The sequence below is a fragment of the Mesorhizobium sp. WSM4832 genome (assembly GCF_055811115.1).
In genome coordinates, this window is sequence record NZ_JBVVQH010000011.1 from 159,429 (window position 1) to 174,966 (window position 15,538).

Here is a 15,538-nt window from a genome sequence, read left to right on the forward strand (position 1 = left end):
GGCGGTCCTGCGGCCTGGCCCTCTCCGCCGTCCCAACTTCGCCTTGACGAAGCCGCCCCGCACGGACGACAAACCCAACCATGCTGAATCAGACCAGGCCCGATCCTGTACGCTCGCCGCTCCTTGAAAAGGCGCAAGGCATCCGTCACGGCTATTTCACCCGCATCGGCGGTGTCTCCGGTGGCATCTATCGGGGACTGAACATCGGCACGGGCTCCAGCGACGACCAAACATTGGTGGCCGAGAACCGGCGACGCGTCGCCGACTGGATGGGCGTCGCAGCCGACCATCTGCTGACCGCGCACCAGATCCACTCGCCGGACGTGGTCATCGCCAGGGAAGCCTTCGCGGGCCCTCGCCCGAGGGCCGATGCCATCGTCACCGACCGTGCGGGCATCGCCATCGGGGCCTCGACAGCCGATTGCGGGCCGGTCCTCTTCGCCGATGCCCAGGCCCGCATCATCGGTGCCGCCCATGCCGGCTGGAAAGGCGCTTTCACCGGCGTGCTCGAAAACACTGTCGCCGCGATGGAGGGCCTCGGCGCCAGCCGTGAGCGCATCGTCGCCGTGCTTGGTCCCTCCATCGGGCCCGACAATTACGAGGTCGGGCCGGAATTCGTCGCCCGCTTCATTGAGGCCGATATGGGCAACGCGCGCTATTTCAGACCATCGAAGACTGACGGCCACTCGATGTTCGACCTCAACCAATATACGGTCGACCGGCTGCGCAAGGCCGGCGTGACCGCCGAAGGCCTTGGCCGCTGCACTTACGCGGAAGAAGATCTTTTCTATTCCTACCGGCGCACCACACACCGCAAGGAAGCGGATTACGGGCGCCAGGTTTCGGCAATTGTCCTGGAGAAAGAGTAATGGCGCTGCATTTCGAACGTTCGGAATTCGACGCGCGGCGCGACCGGCTGCTGATCGAAATGGCCGAAAAGAAGCTCGACGCCGTGCTCCTGTTCGCGCAGGAGAGCATGTACTGGCTGACCGGCTACGACACGTTCGGCTTCTGCTTCTTCCAGTGCCTTGTGGTGAAGGCCGACGGCTCGATGGTGCTGCTCACCCGTTCCGCCGATCTGAGGCAGGCGCGCCATACCTCGACCATCGAAAACATCGTGCTGTGGACCGATCGCCAGGGCGCCAATCCGGCGATCGAGCTGCGCAATCTGCTCAACGACCTTGATCTGCTCGGCGCCCGCATCGGCGTCGAGTATGACACCCATGGCCTGACCGCCTACAACGGCCGGCGCCTGGACGAGCAGTTGCAGACCTTCGGCCAGATCGCCGATGCATCCGGCATCGTCGGCCGGCTGCGCCTGTTCAAGAGCCCCGCCGAGGTCGCCAAGGCGGAAAAGGCAGCCAATCTTTCCGACGACGCGCTGGACGCCGCCTTGCCGCTGATCAAGCAGGGAGGCGACGAAGGGCTCATCCTCGCCGCCATGCAGGGCGCGGTCTTTGCCGGCGGCGGCGACTATCCCGCCAACGAGTACATCATCGGCTCAGGCGCCGATGCCCTGCTGTGCCGCTACAAGGCCGGCCGGCGCAAGCTCACCAAGAACGATCAGCTGACGCTGGAGTGGGCCGGCGTCTTCCACCACTATCATGCCCCGATGATGCGCACCGTTTTGACCGGCAAGGCGTCGAAACGACACCAGGAGCTGTTCGATGCCGCCCGTGCCGCCCTGCTCGCGGTCGAAAAGGCGATGACGCCGGGCAACACCTTCGGCGATGTCTTCGACGCGCATGCCCGCACGCTCGAGGCGCACAATCTGACCAAGCACCGGCTGAACGCCTGCGGCTACTCGGTCGGTGCCCGCTTCACGCCGTCCTGGATGGACATGCCGATGTTCTACCAGGGCAACCCGGAACCGATCGCGCCCAGCATGACGCTGTTCGCGCATATGATCATCATGGACTCCGAGACCGAGACCGCGATGACGCTCGGCCGGACCTACCTCACCACGGAATCGGCGCCAAAGCCGCTGTCGCGCCATGATCTCGACTTGATCGTGCAGTGAATCCATGATGGTTGGTTCACGCGGGGGCGTTCGCCACTAGGGAGTTTTCAGGCAGATGAGACGATCGCAGGTGACGACCGTGTCATTGCTTGCGGCGCTGGCGCTTGGCGCTTGCACCAACGCCAAGGACGTTCTGGAACCTTCCGCCATCACTCCGCCGGCAAGTTCGGCCCAGCCTTTGCCCGCCACGCAGGGCACATCGACGACCGCCACATCCCCGACCACGACCGCGCCGGCCCCTTCGACGGCGCCGTCGTCCACGACACCCGCCACGCCCGCCAAGACCGCCGTCCTCGCCAAGACACGGTTGCAGGTGGCGCCGATCGTCGGCGCGTCCGTGGACGCTGCAGCGCCCTTGACGGCGGAACTGCAGACCCGCGCCAGGCAGCGCGGCCTGACGCTTGTCGGCAGCACGGACCAGACGGCGACGCATGTGCTGAAAGGCTATTTTTCGACGATGTCGGAGGGCAAGGAAACCACCGTCATCTATGTCTGGGACATCTACGACCCGTCCGGAAACCGCCTGCATCGCATCAATGGCCAGCAGAAGGCGGCCGCGGTCGGCAGCGGCGAGGGTTGGCCCACGGTGACGCCCGCGACCATGCAGGCCATTGCCGACCAGACGATCGACCAGTTCGCCGCCTGGCTAGGCAGCGGTGGCGCCGGGTGACAAAACTGTTGCCGGCCAGACTGTTGCCGGCCGAACTGTTGCCGGTTTGCGATGTTTTCGACGTTTGTTGCGGTCGCCGGAAGGATTCCCGACAACGAGGCTTGCAATACCGGCGCGGGCCGCTAAAAGCCCGCATAAAAGGCATATGAGAGTCTCTCCGGCCTCTCCATCCTTCACCAGGAACGGTGCATGAAGCTTTTCGCGGGCAATTCCAACCGGGTGCTGGCCGAGGCGGTCGCTCGCTATCTCAACGTCCCGCTGGGTAAGGCCAGCGTCAGGCGCTTCGCCGATCAGGAAATCTTCGTCGAGATCCAGGAAAACGTGCGCGGCGAGGATGTCTTCATCCTGCAGTCGACCTCTTATCCGACCAACGATCATCTGATGGAACTGCTGATCATGATGGACGCCTTCATGCGCTCCTCGGCCAAGCGCATCACGGCGGTTATCCCCTATTTCGGCTATGCCAGGCAGGACCGCCGCGCCTCGGGGCGCACGCCGATCTCGGCCAAGCTGGTCGCCAACATGATCACCCGCGCCGGCGCCAACCGCGTACTCACGCTCGACCTGCATGCCGGCCAGATCCAGGGTTTCTTCGATATCCCGACCGACAATCTGTTCTCGGTGCCGGTGATGGCCCGCGACGTGAAGGCCAAATACAAGCAGCTCGGCAATGTCGTCGTCGTGTCGCCTGATATCGGCGGCGTGGTGCGGGCGCGGGCGCTGGCCAAGCGTTTCGACGCCCAGCTCGCCATCGTCGACAAGCGCCGCGAACGCCCCGGTGAATCGGAAGTCATGAACATCATCGGCGCTGTCGCCGGCAAGGATTGCCTGTTGATCGACGACATCGTCGATTCCGGCGGCACGCTTTGCAATGCGGCCGACGCGCTGCTGGCCAACGGCGCGACCTCCGTCACCGCCTACATCACCCACGGCGTGCTTTCCGGCGGCGCCGTTGCCCGTATCGCCGGCTCGAAGCTGCAGGAGTTGGTGATCACCGATTCCATCCAGCCCAGCCAGGCCGTGCTCGACGCGCCGAACATCCGTGTCATTTCGATCGCCGACCTGATGGGCGAAGCGATCTCGCGCACGGCAACCGAAGAATCGGTATCGAGCCTGTTCGACTGATTATCGCGCGTAACGCAGCAGCGTGACACCTTGTGCAAGGCGCTCCGTGCCGAGCGGCTTCAACGCCAGTGACAGGCCGGGCTGGAAATACGACTTGCCGCCGCCCAGCACGACCGGATGCACATAGAGCCGGTATTCGTCGATCAGGCCCGCGCGTGCAAGATGCGCGGCCAATTCGGCGCCGGACACGGAAATCTCGCCATCCGCTTCCGCCTTGAACGACCTTGCCACCGCCTCCGCGTCGCCCTTCACCAGACGAGCATTCGGCCCGACTTCTTGAAGTGTGGTTGAAAACACGATCTTCGGCGTTTCCCGCCAGGCGCGTGCAAAATCCCGCTCGACGTCTTCAGCGGCAATCTCCCGTTCGGGGCTGTCCCAAAAGCGCATGACGTCATACATCCTGCGCCCGCACAGCGCGATCGACGTCCGCCTCATCTCGTCGTTGAAATGCCGGTGCAATTCTTCCTCGGGAACCGGCAGGTTAATGTCTCCGTTCGGCCCGGCAATGTAGCCATCCAGCGATGTCAGCATGGCATAGACGATCGTCGCCACCAGCGTTCCTCCGATTTTGCCTCTCCGGAAAGAGAAACATAACCGATTGCAATTTGCAATCAGTATTCTGGCAAATGAAACCTTTGACCGGGAGCCGACGCATCACGCGGCGATCGGACCACCTATGCGGCGCGGGATTTTACCGGCATCGCGCCGCGCATATAGCCGCGCGGCGAGGCGCCGAGCATGCGCTTGAACATGGTGATGAAGGCCGGCACGCTGTCATAGCCGAGATCGAGAGCCACCCTGGTGATCGGCTCGCCGTCGGCAAGCCTGGGCAGTGCCGCGAACAGGCATGCCTGCTGGCGCCAGGTCGAGAGCGACAGCCCGGTCTGGCGATGGAAGGCGCGGGTGAAGGACCGCCGGCTCATGCCCGCGGCATCCGCCCATTCGTCGATCGTAGCATGCGGCGAAGGGGCCGCCACGAAGCGCCGGCAGAGCGCCGCGAGCTTCGGATCGGACGGGAAAGGCAGGCCGAGCGGCCGTTCCGGCAGGTTCGGGATCTCGTGCAGCAAAAGCCCCATGACGAGCGCGGCGCGCCCTTCGTACTCGCCGCCCTGAGGCAGCTTCTCCGATTCGACGATCAGGCTGTGCATCAGCTCGGTGATGCCGACGACGCGCAAGCCCTCCGGCAGGCCTGCAATGGCGCCTGGCATCACATAGACCGAGCGCATCGAAACGTCGCCCAGCATCTCGACGGAATGCTCGGTGCCGGCCGGTATCCACATCGCATGGTCGGGCGGCACCATCCAGCGCCCGTGCCTCGTCGTCACCAGGACCACGCCGACCAGCGCATGCAAAAGTTGGCTGCGGCTGTGGCGATGCCGCGGTACGTGATAGCCGTCCGGATACTCCGTCGGCAGCGCGACCGCCGGCCCGACGGCCTGTTCCAGCCATTGCCAGCGGCTTTCATGCAACCGGCCGAGCTCGGCGGCGTCGCCCCTGAATATCTCCCGGCTATTTGGCATCGGATGTGGCCCACTTGCGAAACTATTGGACCAAACCACGAAAGAAGTCGCTTGGCAACAGGCCTATAAGGCCGCCTGCGGTTCGCCGCTAGAAGTCTACGGAGCATTGCCTTGACTGATACGACCGCCACCTCCGTCGCCGCCCCGGCGCCGGCAAGCAACATCTCGGCGCAAGCGACGGCCTTCACCGTCATTCTTGCGGTGAGCTTCTGCCACTGCGTCAACGACATCATGCAGTCGCTGCTTTCGGCGATCTATCCGCTGCTCAAGGATAATTACGGCCTCGATTTCTGGCAGATCGGCCTTTTGACTTTCACCTTCCAGGTGACGGCCTCGTTGCTGCAGCCGGTGATCGGCATGATCACCGACAAGCGGCCGATGCCCTACTCCTTGCCTTGGGGCATGGCCTCGTCGCTGGTCGGCCTGGTGGTGCTCGCTCACGCCGGCCACTACTGGCTGCTCCTGATCGGCGCCTCGCTGATCGGCATCGGCTCGGCGATCTTCCATCCGGAATCCTCGCGCATCGCCCGCTTCGCCTCGGGCGGCCGCTTCGGCCTGGCACAGTCGCTGTTCCAGGTCGGCGGCAATTTCGGCCAGGCGATGGGCCCGCTGCTCGCCGCCTTCATCGTCGTGCCGTTCGGGCAGACCAGCATCTCGTGGTTCACCGTCGGCTCGCTGATCGGCATCGTCGTGCTGTGGCGGGTGGGCGGCTGGTACAGCCGGCTGCGCGCCTCGATGGCCACCCGCAAGCAGGCTGCCCACGTGTCGCCCTTCGCGCGCAAGAAGGTCATGTGGGCATTGACCGTGCTGACGCTGCTGGTGCTGACCAAGAACGCCTATATCGCATCGCTTTCCAGCTACTACACCTTCTACGCCATGCATAAGTTCGGGGTTTCGGTGCAGATGAGCCAAGTGATGCTGTTCCTGTTCCTCGGCGCCTCGGCGCTCGGCATCCTGCTCGGCGGCCCGTTCGGCGACCGCTACGGCCAGAAGGCGATGATCTGGTTCTCGATCGTCGGCGTGCTGCCCTTCACGCTGGCGCTTCCCTACGCCAATCTGGAATGGACGATGGTGCTGACCGTGCTGATCGGCCTCATCCTGTCGTCGGCCTTCTCCAACATCGTCGTCTTCGCGCAGGAGCTGGTGCCGGGCCGCGTCGGCCTGATCGCCGGCATCTTCTTCGGCTTCGCCTTTGGCGTCGGCGGCATCGCGGCCGCGGTGCTCGGCGTCGTCGCCGACATGAAGGGCATCGACTTCGTCTTCCAGATCTGCTCGTACCTGCCGTTCCTCGGATTGCTGACGGTATTCCTGCCCAACATGAGGGAAGCAAGGAAAGCGGCGGCCGCCTAGGTCTCTGAGCTGCGTGCACGCAAAGGCACCCGCCTGGTGGCGGGTGCCTTGATCATTTCCAAAAGGTATTATGCTTTGAAGAAGGCCAGCAGGTCGGCGTTGATGACATCGGCGTGGGTCGTCGCCATGCCATGCGGATAACCTTTGTAGACCTTGAGCTCGCCTTTCTTGAGCAGCTTGATCGTCAACAGCGCGGAGTCGGCGATCGGGACGATCTGGTCGTCGTCGCCATGCATGACCAGCACCGGCACGTCGATCTTCTTCAGGTCCTCGGTGAAGTCGGTTTCCGAGAAGGCCTTGATGCAATCGTAATGCGCCTTGGCGCCGCCCATCATGCCCTGGCGCCACCAATTGTCGACGACGCCTTCGGAAACCTGGGCGGCTGGACGGTTGAACCCATAGAACGGCCCTGCCGGAACATCGCGGAAGAACTGGGCGCGGTTGGCCGAAAGCGCCGCGCGAAAGCCGTCGAACACCTCGATCGGCAGGCCGCCAGGATTGGCCGGCGTCTTCAACATGATCGGCGGCACCGCGCCGATCAGCACAGCCTTGGCGACACGGCCTCCGCCGCCATATTGGGCGACGTAGCGCGCCACTTCGCCGCCGCCGGTCGAATGGCCGACATGGATGGCGTCCTTGAGATCGAGATGCGCGGCGAGCGCCGCCACGTCGGCGGCATAGGTGTCCATCTCGTTGCCGGTGTCGGTCTGGCTGGAACGACCATGGCCGCGCCGGTCATGGGCGATGACGCGGTAACCCTGTGCCAGGAAGAACAGCATCTGGGCGTCCCAGTCGTCGCTGCTCAGCGGCCAGCCGTGGTGGAAGACGATCGGCTGGCCCGTCCCCCAATCCTTGTAGAAGATCTGCGTTCCGTCCTTGGTGGTGATCGTGCCGCTGCCCGAGCCTGACTTGGTCTGCGAGGTCATCTCAATCTCCTTTTGTTGATGTCGCGATAAACGATATCGCGATAACTATATCCATAACGGAGACCAAAACCCTTGTCCACGAAAATATGTATCGCGATATCATTTTTCGTGGTACGCAACGAATACTCAGTCGGCAAAAGGAATGCGCCGTGCCTCTCCCGTTGGACAATCAGCTCTGCTTCACGCTCTACGCCACCTCGATGGCGATCAATCGCACCTACAAGCCAATGCTGGACGAGATGGGGATCACATATCCGCAATATCTGGTGCTCAATGCGCTGGGAGAGGCGGACGGCATGTCGGTGGGCAGCATCGCGCATCGGCTCGCATTGGAATCGAGCACCATCACGCCGCTGGTGAAGCGAATGGAACAGGCCGGCCTTGTCACCCGCCAGCGCAGCCAGACCGACGAGCGTCAGGTGCAGGTCGACCTGACCCCCAGCGGACGAGCCTTGCTCGTGCAGTGCAATTGCCTGAACGAGACCCTGATCGAGCGGTCAGGAATGAAACTGGCTGAGCTCGATGCCCTGAACCGGAAGATTCAAGCGCTACGCAATGCGCTGAATGGCGGCCTGGTGGTCGATGCCGTCTGAGATGGATGAGAAAGGGTCGGATGCGGGTCAGACCTCGATCTTGACCGGCGGCAGCTGAGGCGCCTCCAGCCCCTGGAACGGGTCGCGCCAGGCGTCGATGGCCTCGAGCCGGCCATACCACCGCCGGATCGACGGATAGTCGTCGAGCGGCAATCCGGCGACGTCGTTGAAGGGCAGGAACGTCGCCATGCGGAAGTCGGCATAGGAGATGGAGTTGCCTACCAGCCACTCCCGACCCGAGAGCTCAGGCTCGAGCACCGCCGCGGCTCCATGGAACTGCCTGAGCCCCTCCTCGACGAGCGCCTGATCGACTGGACCGATGCCATAGCGCTGCTTGGTTCCGCGCTCGAAATGCACCATGTCGCAAGCGAATGCGAACCGTTCCTTGCCCCAGCTTATCCAGCGGATCATGTCCGGCTCGCCGTCACCGGTGCGCCAGAAATCCGAACGCGTCTCGCGCGAAAGCCAGCAGGCGATGGCGTCGGCCTCCCACAGGCTCCATCCCGATCCTACCAGTATCGGCAATGTCAGATTGGGGTTGAGCGCGCGATAGCGTTCGGCCTGTCCCGGCGCCATGGGCGATGCGAACTCAAACGCGATCTCAGCCTTCAGATGGCGCGCCGTCGCGACCGCGAGGCGAGGATTGGGGTTGCGGCTGAACAGCAGTTTCATACCGGTCCCCATGGCTTGGTTGCATTCCGCAGGACGACTGAAATCCGTCCAGTCCTACATTTGTCACAAATGGGATTGTCGGTTTATGCTTTGGGAACTGAAAAAACACCCTGCAAGCCTTCCAGCCCATCCGCTTGCGCCCTCGCGCGCCTTCCGCTATAGAGCCGCCACCCGCGTAGACACCCTTGGAGGCAACGCGGAGGAAGGCCGGCCAGGCCTGCTTGATCCCCAGACGCATTTGGATCGCCAAACGCATCGGACAGATCGTGCAAGGCCGCGACGGCTTTCGACGTTTACGGCTGGCCTCGTGCTTGCCGCAAGCGCTCCATAACACGCGAAAGGAAATGCCATGAGCCACGATGCTTATGAGCTCAAAGCCGAAGCGCGCGAACAGGTCGGTAAGGGGTCCGCCCGTGCAGTTCGTCGCAACGGTAAAGTGCCTGCAGTTATTTACGGCGACAAGCAGCCTCCCCTGGCGATTGCGCTCAACTACAAGGACCTTTTCTACAAGATCCATGGCGGCGGGTTCCTGACCACGATCGCCACGATCGATGTCGACGGCAAGAAGATCCAGGTCCTGCCGAAGGATTTCCAGCTCGACCCGGTCAAGGATTTTCCTGTCCATGTCGACTTCCTGCGCATCGGCAAGGACACCCAGGTCAATGTCGACGTGCCGGTCCACTTCATCAATGAGGACAAGTCGCCCGGCATCAAGCGCGGCGGCGTGCTCAACATCGTCCGCCACGAAGTCGAGTTCCACTGCCCGGCCAACGCGATCCCGGAATTCATCACCGTCGATCTCACCGGCACCGACATCGGCGATTCGATCCACATCTCGTCGGTCAAGCTGCCGGCCGGCGTCAAGCCGGTCATCTCCGATCGCGACTTCACCATCGCGACCGTTGCCGGCTCGTCGGCGATGAAGCCGGAGACGGAAGCGACCACGGAGGCGGCCGAGTCTGAAGAGGCGGCTCCCGCCTCCGAAGAGAAGTAATTTCTTCCGCGCCAGGAGACGGCGATGCTTGTCTTTGCAGGCCTCGGCAATCCGGGCGCGAAATACGAAAACAACCGGCACAATGTCGGCTTCATGGCGGCGGACGCGATTGCCCGCCGCCATTCCTTTTCGCCCTGGTCGCGAAAATTCCAGGGCCTGATTTCAGAAGGCACGCTCGGCGGCGAGAAGGTCCTGCTGATCAAGCCGCAGACCTTCATGAATCTCTCCGGACAGTCGGTCGGCGAAGCGCTGCGCTTCTACAAGCTCGAGCCGGCCGCGCTTACCGTCTTCTACGATGAGATCGACCTTGCCGCCGGCAAGCTCAGGATCAAGGTGGGCGGCGGCTCCGGCGGCCACAACGGCATCCGCTCGCTCGACCAGCATGTCGGCAACGCCTATCGCCGCGTGCGCATCGGCGTCGGCCATCCAGGCGTCAAGGAGATGGTGCACGGCCACGTGCTTGGCGATTTCGCCAAGGCCGACCGTGAGTGGCTCGATGTCCTGCTCGCCGCGATCGCCGATGACGCCGGTTTGTTGGCCAAGGGCGACGACAGCTCGTTCATGAACCGTGTCACGCTGGCCTTGCGCGACAAGCTCGTGCCGACCGGCGACGACGACCGCCCGCCGCCCAAGGCGCCGAAAGCGCAAAGCCATATCCGTCAGGCACGTCCGCAGCAGCCGGCGGTCAAAGCTCCGGAAAGCGGTCCGATGGCCGCGATGCTGAAGAAGCTGTTCCGAAAAGACTGAGCGTCGAAACGATCGCGCCAAGGGCTTGACGTTCGTCACCCCTATCGCCCATAGCCCACATCAAAATCGAATTCCGACAGGACTGGACGAACATGGGTTTCAAATGTGGCATCGTTGGCTTGCCCAACGTCGGCAAGTCGACGCTGTTCAACGCTTTGACCAGGACGGCCGCGGCGCAGGCCGCCAACTATCCTTTCTGCACCATCGAGCCGAACACCGGCGAGGTGGCGGTACCGGATCCGCGCCTGCAGAAGATCGCGGCGATCGGCAAGTCGAAGGAGATCATTCCGACCCGCATCTCCTTCGTCGATATCGCCGGTCTGGTGCGCGGCGCCTCCAAGGGCGAAGGGCTGGGCAACCAGTTCCTCGCCAACATTCGCGAGGTCGACGCCATCGTGCATGTGCTGCGCTGCTTCGAGGATGACGACATCACCCATGTCGAAGGCCGCATCGACCCTGTCGCCGACGCCGAGACGGTCGAGACCGAGCTGATGCTTGCCGACCTTGAAAGCCTCGAGCGCCGCATCGCCCAGTTCCGCAAGCGCGCCGCCGGCAAGGACAAGGAAGCCATGGCCGTCCTGCCGATGATGGAGGCAGCGCTTGAATTGCTGCAGGCCGGCAAGCCGACGCGCCTCCTGCTCAACGGCATCGCGCAGGAGGATCTGCGCATCCTGCAAGGGCTGAACCTGCTCACCTCGCATCCCGTTCTCTATGTCTGCAATGTCGCCGAGGCGGACGCCGCCACCGGCAACGAGCACACCAGGGCGGTGGAGAAGATGGCGGCCGCGCAGGGCGCTGGCACGGTGGTGATCTCGGCGGCGATCGAGGCGGAAGTCGCTCAGCTTTCCGACGAGGAGGAAATGGAGTTCCTTGCCTCGCTCGGCCTCGACGAGCCGGGCCTCAACAAGGTGATCCGCGCCGGCTACGAGCTGTTGCAGCTGATCACCTATTTCACCGTCGGGCCGAAGGAGACGCGCGCCTGGACGATCCACAAAGGCGACAAGGCGCCGCAAGCGGCCGGCGTCATCCACACCGACTTCGAACGCGGCTTCATCCGCGCCCAGACGATCGCCTACAACGACTTCGTCACGCTGGGCGGCGAAGTGGCGGCCAAGGAAGCCGGCAAGGCACGCGACGAAGGCAAGGAATATGTCGTCCAGGACGGCGACATCATGCTGTTCAAGTTCAACACCTGATCCGCCAGGAGACCCGGCGATGATAAAAACCTTCGTCGTCGACAATGATCGCCTGCGCCTCACCGAGGATCTCTCGGCGGACGGCGACAGGGTCGTCTGGGCCGATCTCTTCAACCCGACCAAGGAGGAAGAGGCGCGCATCGAGAGCTGGCTGGGCATCGCCATCCCGACCCGCGAGGAGATGGAAGAGATCGAGATTTCGAGCCGCCTTTATGTCGAGGACGGCGGCTACTTCATGACCGCCGTGCTGCCGGCGCAGACCGAGGCCGACGACCCGTTGATGTCGCCGGTAACTTTCGTGCTCGCCGGCAAGAGGCTGATCACCATCCGCTACCATGAGCCCAAGGCCTTCAAGACCTTCCCGCTGCGCGCCGAGAAAGTGGCGACCGGCTGCACCAGCGGCGACACCATCCTGATTGGTCTTCTCGAAGCGATCGTCGACCGGCTCGCCGACATCCTCGAGCGTGCCGGGCGCGATGTGGAAGCGATCTCGCGCGACATCTTCGAGGCGCGCTCGACCAAGGCCTCGAAGCGTAACCGCGATTTCCAGGAGCTTTTGAAAGGCATCGGCCGCAAGGAGGACCTGGCTTCCTCCATCCGCGATAGCCTGATCTCGCTGCAGCGTCTTGCCGGCTTTCTTGCCCATGTCGCGGACCAGACCAAGATGAGCAAGGATGTGCGGGCTCGCATCAAGACCTTGTCGCGCGACGTGCTGTCGCTTGCCGACCACGCCACCTTCCTGTCGCAGAAGATCTCCTTCCTGCTCGATGCCACGCTCGGCATGATCTCGATCGAGCAGAACGCCATCATCAAGATCTTCTCGGTCGCCGCCGTCATCTTCCTGCCGCCGACGCTGGTCGCCTCGATCTACGGCATGAACTTCGACATCATCCCCGAGCTCAAATGGGAGCTCGGCTATCCTTTCGCCATCGGCCTGATGGTGCTTTCGGCCATCCTGCCCTTCTGGTATTTCCGCCGCCGCGGCTGGCTTTGACGCCATCGGCCGGCGACGGCTGCCTTGGCTGGCTTACCAGAAAGGGCTTGACCAAATCGCAGTTGGCCTTCATCCGACCTGAGGGATCGTACATACGTCAACCGGATTGCCGACATGACCGGAAAGACCTGGGCTTATGAGGATTTCGTCGAGGGCGCCTCGCTCGACCTTGGCAGCAAGGACGTAAGTGCTGCCGAAATCATCGAATTCGCCTCGGAGTTCGACCCGCAGCCGATGCATCTCGACGAGGAAGCAGGCAAGGCGAGCATCCTCGGCGGGCTTTCGGCTTCGGGCTGGCACACCTGCGCGATGTTCATGCGCATGCTGTGCGACGCCTTCCTGCTCGATTCGACCTCGCAGGGCTCGCCTGGCATCGAGCATGTGAAATGGAAGAAGCCGGTGCTGGCCGGCGACCGTCTTACCGGCAAGCTCACCATTCTGGCCAAGCGTCAGTCTAAATCCAGACCTCAGCTTGGCCTCATTACGATGCGCAGCGAGCTCGTCAACCAGCACGGCGAGAGTGTCTTCGAGCTTGAGAACACCGGCATGTTCCTCACCCGCGAGGCCGTGGCATGACGCTCGACGAATATTTCCTCATCGGTGAAACCGTCACCCTTGGCTCGCACAGGTTCGAGCCCGAAGAGATCAAGGCGTTCGCCAGGAAATACGATCCGCAGATCTTCCATGTCGATGAAGAGGCGGCGAAGAAAAGCGTACTTGGCGGGCTCTGCGCCTCGGGCTGGCACACCGCGGCCACCTGGATGAAATACAACCTCGAAAAGCGCATGGAGACCGAAGGCGTGCGCTGGACCGGCCCCGGCCCGCAGCCCGAATTCGGCCCCTCGCCCGGCTTCCGCAACCTGAAATGGCTGAAGCCGGTCTATGCCGGCGAGACGGTGACCTTCACCCGCACCGCGCAGGCGCACCGCCCGCTTGCCGGCCGCCCAGGCTGGAACCTGCTCACGCTGCGCTCGGAAGGTTTCGATTCGACCGGCGACAAGGTCATCGAATTCGACAGCGCCGTGCTGGTGAAGGTGGAGTGATTTTCCTTCTCCCCGTTTACGGGGAGAAGGTGCCCGAAGGGCGGATGAGGGGCGGCGCCAGCGTTGGTATTCAACCTCGACCGTCGCACTTACCCCTCACCCTGCTCCGCTCGCTTTGCTCGCTTCGCTTTCCCTCTCCCCGCAAACGGGGCGAGGGAGAAAGACTAATGCCCCTCGAACCCGATCAGCGTTCTGACCGGCACGCCGAGCGCTTCCAGCTTTTGTCGGCCGCCGAGGTCCGGCAGGTCGATGACGAAGCATGCGGCGACGATGTCGGCACCGATCTGCCTGAGCAGGTTCACCGCCGCTTCCGCCGTTCCGCCAGTGGCGATCAGGTCGTCGACCAGGATCACCTTCTCGCCCGGCGAGACGCCGTCCTTGTGCATCTCCATCTCGTCCAGCCCGTATTCGAGGCTGTAGGCCACCCGCACCGTCTCATAAGGCAGCTTGCCTTTCTTGCGGATCGGCACGAAGCCGGCCGAGAGCTGGTGCGCCACGGCGCCGCCGAGGATGAAGCCGCGCGCCTCGATGCCGGCGATCTTGTCGATCTTCAGCCCTGCATAGGGATGCACCAGCTCGTCGATGGCCCGGCGGAAGGCGCGCGCATCGCCAAGCAGCGTGGTGATGTCGCGGAACAGGATGCCGGGCCTGGGGTAATCCGGAATGGTGCGGATGGCCGCAAGCAGTGTGTCTTCGAGGGAGGATTTCATGGGCGGTTGATCCGTTGCCGGACAGTTTTGCCGGCAAGTGGCCAAAAAGAAAAGGGCGCCCTTCGGCGCCCTGGCATTTTTCTGGGAAGCCGGGTGGCTCAATGCGCCACGTCGGCCCACACCTTGCGCTTGGTCATGTAGACGAGCGCGCCGAACAGCAGCAGGAACACCAGCACGCGGAAGCCGGTCTTCTTGCGCTCTTCCAGGTGAGGCTCGGCCGCCCACATCAGGAAGGCCGAGACGTCGCGGGCGTACTGGTCGACCGTCTGCGGCGAACCGTCGTCATAGGTCACCTGGCCGTCCGAGAGCGGCTTCGGCATCTTCAGCGACACTCCGGACAGGAAGTACGGATTGTAGTGCGTGCCTTCCGGGATCGCCATGCCGGCCGGCGGCGTCTCGTCATAACCGGTGAGCAGCGAGTGGATATAATCCGGGCCGCCCTGCGCATACTGGGTGAAGATATCGAAGACGAAGCGCGGGAAGCCGCGCTCGACGCCGCGCGCCTTGGCGAGCAGCGACATGTCCGGCGGCGCGGCGCCGCCATTGGCGGAGGCCGCGGCCTGCTCGTTCGGGAACGGCGCCGGGAAGTGGTCGGACGGCTTGCCCGGGCGATCGAACATGTCGCCGGCATCGTTCGGGCCGTCATGGATGGTGTATTCGGCGGCTAAGGTCTTGATCTGCGCTTCCGAATAGCCGAGCCCTTCCAGGGTGCGGAACGCCACCAGGTTCATCGAGTGGCAGGCGGAGCAGACTTCCTTGTAGACCTTGAGGCCTCGCTGCAGCTGCGCCTTGTCATAGGTGCCGAACGGGCCGGCGAAGCTCCAGCTCATTTCCTTCGGTTCGTTGATCGGGAAATGCGTCGGCGCGGCCGGGTTCTGCTCTTCCTCGGCGATGGCAACGGCACTTGACATCCAAGTACCCGCAACCACCAGGCCGAGTAGCGCCAGCGAGGTGAGAATCTTCTTCATACCCAAAATC

General features: G+C 63.4%; 18 protein-coding genes. 12 read left to right on the forward strand and 6 right to left on the reverse strand.

Going from position 1 to position 15,538, the window contains the following annotated elements; translation table 11 throughout:
• The first annotated feature begins 80 nt into the window (after window positions 1–80).
• The 4 genes from pgeF to AC0L2L_RS17500 all read left to right on the forward strand — a co-directional run bounded on the left by pgeF (window position 81) and on the right by AC0L2L_RS17500 (window position 3,815).
• The gene (gene pgeF, locus AC0L2L_RS17485) at window positions 81–869 is read left to right on the forward strand and encodes a peptidoglycan editing factor PgeF (protein WP_473579817.1); all 789 of its coding nucleotides are present in this window, start codon (window positions 81–83) and stop codon (window positions 867–869) included.
• The gene (locus AC0L2L_RS17490) at window positions 869–2,020 is read left to right on the forward strand and encodes a M24 family metallopeptidase (protein WP_027169943.1); all 1,152 of its coding nucleotides are present in this window, start codon (window positions 869–871) and stop codon (window positions 2,018–2,020) included. Before pgeF ends, AC0L2L_RS17490 begins: the two co-directional genes overlap by 1 nt.
• A gap of 55 nt (window positions 2,021–2,075) precedes the next feature.
• Window positions 2,076–2,690: a hypothetical protein gene (locus AC0L2L_RS17495; RefSeq protein ID WP_473579818.1), complete on the forward strand. Its 615-nt coding sequence runs from the start codon at window positions 2,076–2,078 to the stop codon at window positions 2,688–2,690.
• Window positions 2,691–2,879: 189 nt separating this feature from the next.
• Complete coding sequence (locus AC0L2L_RS17500) at window positions 2,880–3,815, forward strand: ribose-phosphate pyrophosphokinase (RefSeq protein WP_473579819.1); 936 nt, start codon at window positions 2,880–2,882, stop codon at window positions 3,813–3,815.
• Here AC0L2L_RS17500 and AC0L2L_RS17505 read toward each other — a convergent pair whose 3' ends face one another.
• Both AC0L2L_RS17505 and AC0L2L_RS17510 read right to left on the reverse strand, forming a co-directional pair.
• A complete protein-coding gene (locus AC0L2L_RS17505) occupies window positions 3,816–4,367 on the reverse strand; it encodes a dihydrofolate reductase family protein (RefSeq protein ID WP_473579820.1) in 552 nt (183 codons plus the stop codon).
• Window positions 4,368–4,489: 122 nt separating this feature from the next.
• On the reverse strand, window positions 4,490–5,335 hold the full coding sequence (locus AC0L2L_RS17510) for an AraC family transcriptional regulator (RefSeq protein ID WP_473579821.1): 846 nt from the start codon (window positions 5,333–5,335) through the stop codon (window positions 4,490–4,492).
• 111 nt (window positions 5,336–5,446) lie between these two features.
• On the opposite strand from AC0L2L_RS17510, the gene AC0L2L_RS17515 reads away from it, so the two are divergent.
• Window positions 5,447–6,685, forward strand: a complete 1,239-nt coding sequence (locus tag AC0L2L_RS17515) for an MFS transporter (RefSeq protein WP_473579822.1) — start codon at window positions 5,447–5,449, stop codon at window positions 6,683–6,685.
• Window positions 6,686–6,753: 68 nt separating this feature from the next.
• Here the strand turns inward: AC0L2L_RS17515 and AC0L2L_RS17520 are convergent, their stop codons facing one another.
• Window positions 6,754–7,611 carry an alpha/beta fold hydrolase gene (locus AC0L2L_RS17520; protein ID WP_473579823.1) on the reverse strand — a complete coding sequence of 286 codons (858 nt, stop codon included), beginning with the start codon at window positions 7,609–7,611 and terminating at the stop codon, window positions 6,754–6,756.
• Between the two features lie 149 nt (window positions 7,612–7,760).
• Between AC0L2L_RS17520 and AC0L2L_RS17525 the strand changes: the two genes are divergently transcribed.
• A complete protein-coding gene (locus AC0L2L_RS17525; RefSeq protein ID WP_473579862.1) occupies window positions 7,761–8,204 on the forward strand; it encodes a MarR family winged helix-turn-helix transcriptional regulator in 444 nt (147 codons plus the stop codon).
• A gap of 27 nt (window positions 8,205–8,231) precedes the next feature.
• On the opposite strand, the gene AC0L2L_RS17530 is transcribed toward AC0L2L_RS17525, so the two are convergent.
• Window positions 8,232–8,876 (reverse strand): glutathione S-transferase family protein, encoded by a 645-nt coding sequence (locus AC0L2L_RS17530; protein WP_473579824.1) that lies wholly within the window; start codon window positions 8,874–8,876, stop codon window positions 8,232–8,234.
• Window positions 8,877–9,225: 349 nt separating this feature from the next.
• Between AC0L2L_RS17530 and AC0L2L_RS17535 the strand changes: the two genes are divergently transcribed.
• The 6 genes from AC0L2L_RS17535 to AC0L2L_RS17560 all read left to right on the forward strand — a co-directional run bounded on the left by AC0L2L_RS17535 (window position 9,226) and on the right by AC0L2L_RS17560 (window position 13,850).
• Window positions 9,226–9,870 carry a 50S ribosomal protein L25/general stress protein Ctc gene (locus tag AC0L2L_RS17535; RefSeq protein WP_473579825.1) on the forward strand — a complete coding sequence of 215 codons (645 nt, stop codon included), beginning with the start codon at window positions 9,226–9,228 and terminating at the stop codon, window positions 9,868–9,870.
• A 24-nt stretch (window positions 9,871–9,894) separates the two neighbouring features.
• The gene (pth, locus tag AC0L2L_RS17540) at window positions 9,895–10,617 is read left to right on the forward strand and encodes an aminoacyl-tRNA hydrolase (RefSeq protein WP_473579826.1); all 723 of its coding nucleotides are present in this window, start codon (window positions 9,895–9,897) and stop codon (window positions 10,615–10,617) included.
• A 92-nt stretch (window positions 10,618–10,709) separates the two neighbouring features.
• Window positions 10,710–11,813: a redox-regulated ATPase YchF gene (gene ychF, locus AC0L2L_RS17545; protein WP_473579827.1), complete on the forward strand. Its 1,104-nt coding sequence runs from the start codon at window positions 10,710–10,712 to the stop codon at window positions 11,811–11,813.
• A gap of 19 nt (window positions 11,814–11,832) precedes the next feature.
• Window positions 11,833–12,807: a magnesium/cobalt transporter CorA gene (corA, locus tag AC0L2L_RS17550; RefSeq protein ID WP_473579828.1), complete on the forward strand. Its 975-nt coding sequence runs from the start codon at window positions 11,833–11,835 to the stop codon at window positions 12,805–12,807.
• A 114-nt stretch (window positions 12,808–12,921) separates the two neighbouring features.
• Complete coding sequence (locus tag AC0L2L_RS17555; RefSeq protein ID WP_473579829.1) at window positions 12,922–13,383, forward strand: MaoC family dehydratase; 462 nt, start codon at window positions 12,922–12,924, stop codon at window positions 13,381–13,383.
• On the forward strand, window positions 13,380–13,850 hold the full coding sequence (locus AC0L2L_RS17560) for a MaoC family dehydratase (protein WP_473579830.1): 471 nt from the start codon (window positions 13,380–13,382) through the stop codon (window positions 13,848–13,850). Before AC0L2L_RS17555 ends, AC0L2L_RS17560 begins: the two co-directional genes overlap by 4 nt.
• A gap of 164 nt (window positions 13,851–14,014) precedes the next feature.
• Here the strand turns inward: AC0L2L_RS17560 and AC0L2L_RS17565 are convergent, their stop codons facing one another.
• Complete coding sequence (locus tag AC0L2L_RS17565) at window positions 14,015–14,560, reverse strand: adenine phosphoribosyltransferase (RefSeq protein ID WP_027164962.1); 546 nt, start codon at window positions 14,558–14,560, stop codon at window positions 14,015–14,017.
• Window positions 14,561–14,658: 98 nt separating this feature from the next.
• Window positions 14,659–15,528: a cytochrome c1 gene (locus AC0L2L_RS17570; protein ID WP_473579831.1), complete on the reverse strand. Its 870-nt coding sequence runs from the start codon at window positions 15,526–15,528 to the stop codon at window positions 14,659–14,661.
• Window positions 15,529–15,538: the final 10 nt, after the last annotated feature.

Bases quoted from the DNA above. Each gene is read 5' to 3' on its own strand.
- pgeF (WP_473579817.1), top strand. From the start codon at position 81: ATGCTGAATCAGACCAGGCCCGATCCTGTACGCTCGCCGCTCCTTGAA.
- AC0L2L_RS17490 (WP_027169943.1), top strand. From the start codon at position 869: ATGGCGCTGCATTTCGAACGTTCGGAATTCGACGCGCGGCGCGACCGG.
- AC0L2L_RS17495 (WP_473579818.1), top strand. From the start codon at position 2,076: ATGAGACGATCGCAGGTGACGACCGTGTCATTGCTTGCGGCGCTGGCG.
- AC0L2L_RS17500 (WP_473579819.1), top strand. From the start codon at position 2,880: ATGAAGCTTTTCGCGGGCAATTCCAACCGGGTGCTGGCCGAGGCGGTC.
- AC0L2L_RS17510 (WP_473579821.1), bottom strand. From the start codon at position 5,335: ATGCCAAATAGCCGGGAGATATTCAGGGGCGACGCCGCCGAGCTCGGC.
- AC0L2L_RS17520 (WP_473579823.1), bottom strand. From the start codon at position 7,611: ATGACCTCGCAGACCAAGTCAGGCTCGGGCAGCGGCACGATCACCACC.
- AC0L2L_RS17530 (WP_473579824.1), bottom strand. From the start codon at position 8,876: ATGAAACTGCTGTTCAGCCGCAACCCCAATCCTCGCCTCGCGGTCGCG.
- AC0L2L_RS17535 (WP_473579825.1), top strand. From the start codon at position 9,226: ATGAGCCACGATGCTTATGAGCTCAAAGCCGAAGCGCGCGAACAGGTC.
- pth (WP_473579826.1), top strand. From the start codon at position 9,895: ATGCTTGTCTTTGCAGGCCTCGGCAATCCGGGCGCGAAATACGAAAAC.
- ychF (WP_473579827.1), top strand. From the start codon at position 10,710: ATGGGTTTCAAATGTGGCATCGTTGGCTTGCCCAACGTCGGCAAGTCG.
- corA (WP_473579828.1), top strand. From the start codon at position 11,833: ATGATAAAAACCTTCGTCGTCGACAATGATCGCCTGCGCCTCACCGAG.
- AC0L2L_RS17555 (WP_473579829.1), top strand. From the start codon at position 12,922: ATGACCGGAAAGACCTGGGCTTATGAGGATTTCGTCGAGGGCGCCTCG.
- AC0L2L_RS17560 (WP_473579830.1), top strand. From the start codon at position 13,380: ATGACGCTCGACGAATATTTCCTCATCGGTGAAACCGTCACCCTTGGC.
- AC0L2L_RS17565 (WP_027164962.1), bottom strand. From the start codon at position 14,560: ATGAAATCCTCCCTCGAAGACACACTGCTTGCGGCCATCCGCACCATT.
- AC0L2L_RS17570 (WP_473579831.1), bottom strand. From the start codon at position 15,528: ATGAAGAAGATTCTCACCTCGCTGGCGCTACTCGGCCTGGTGGTTGCG.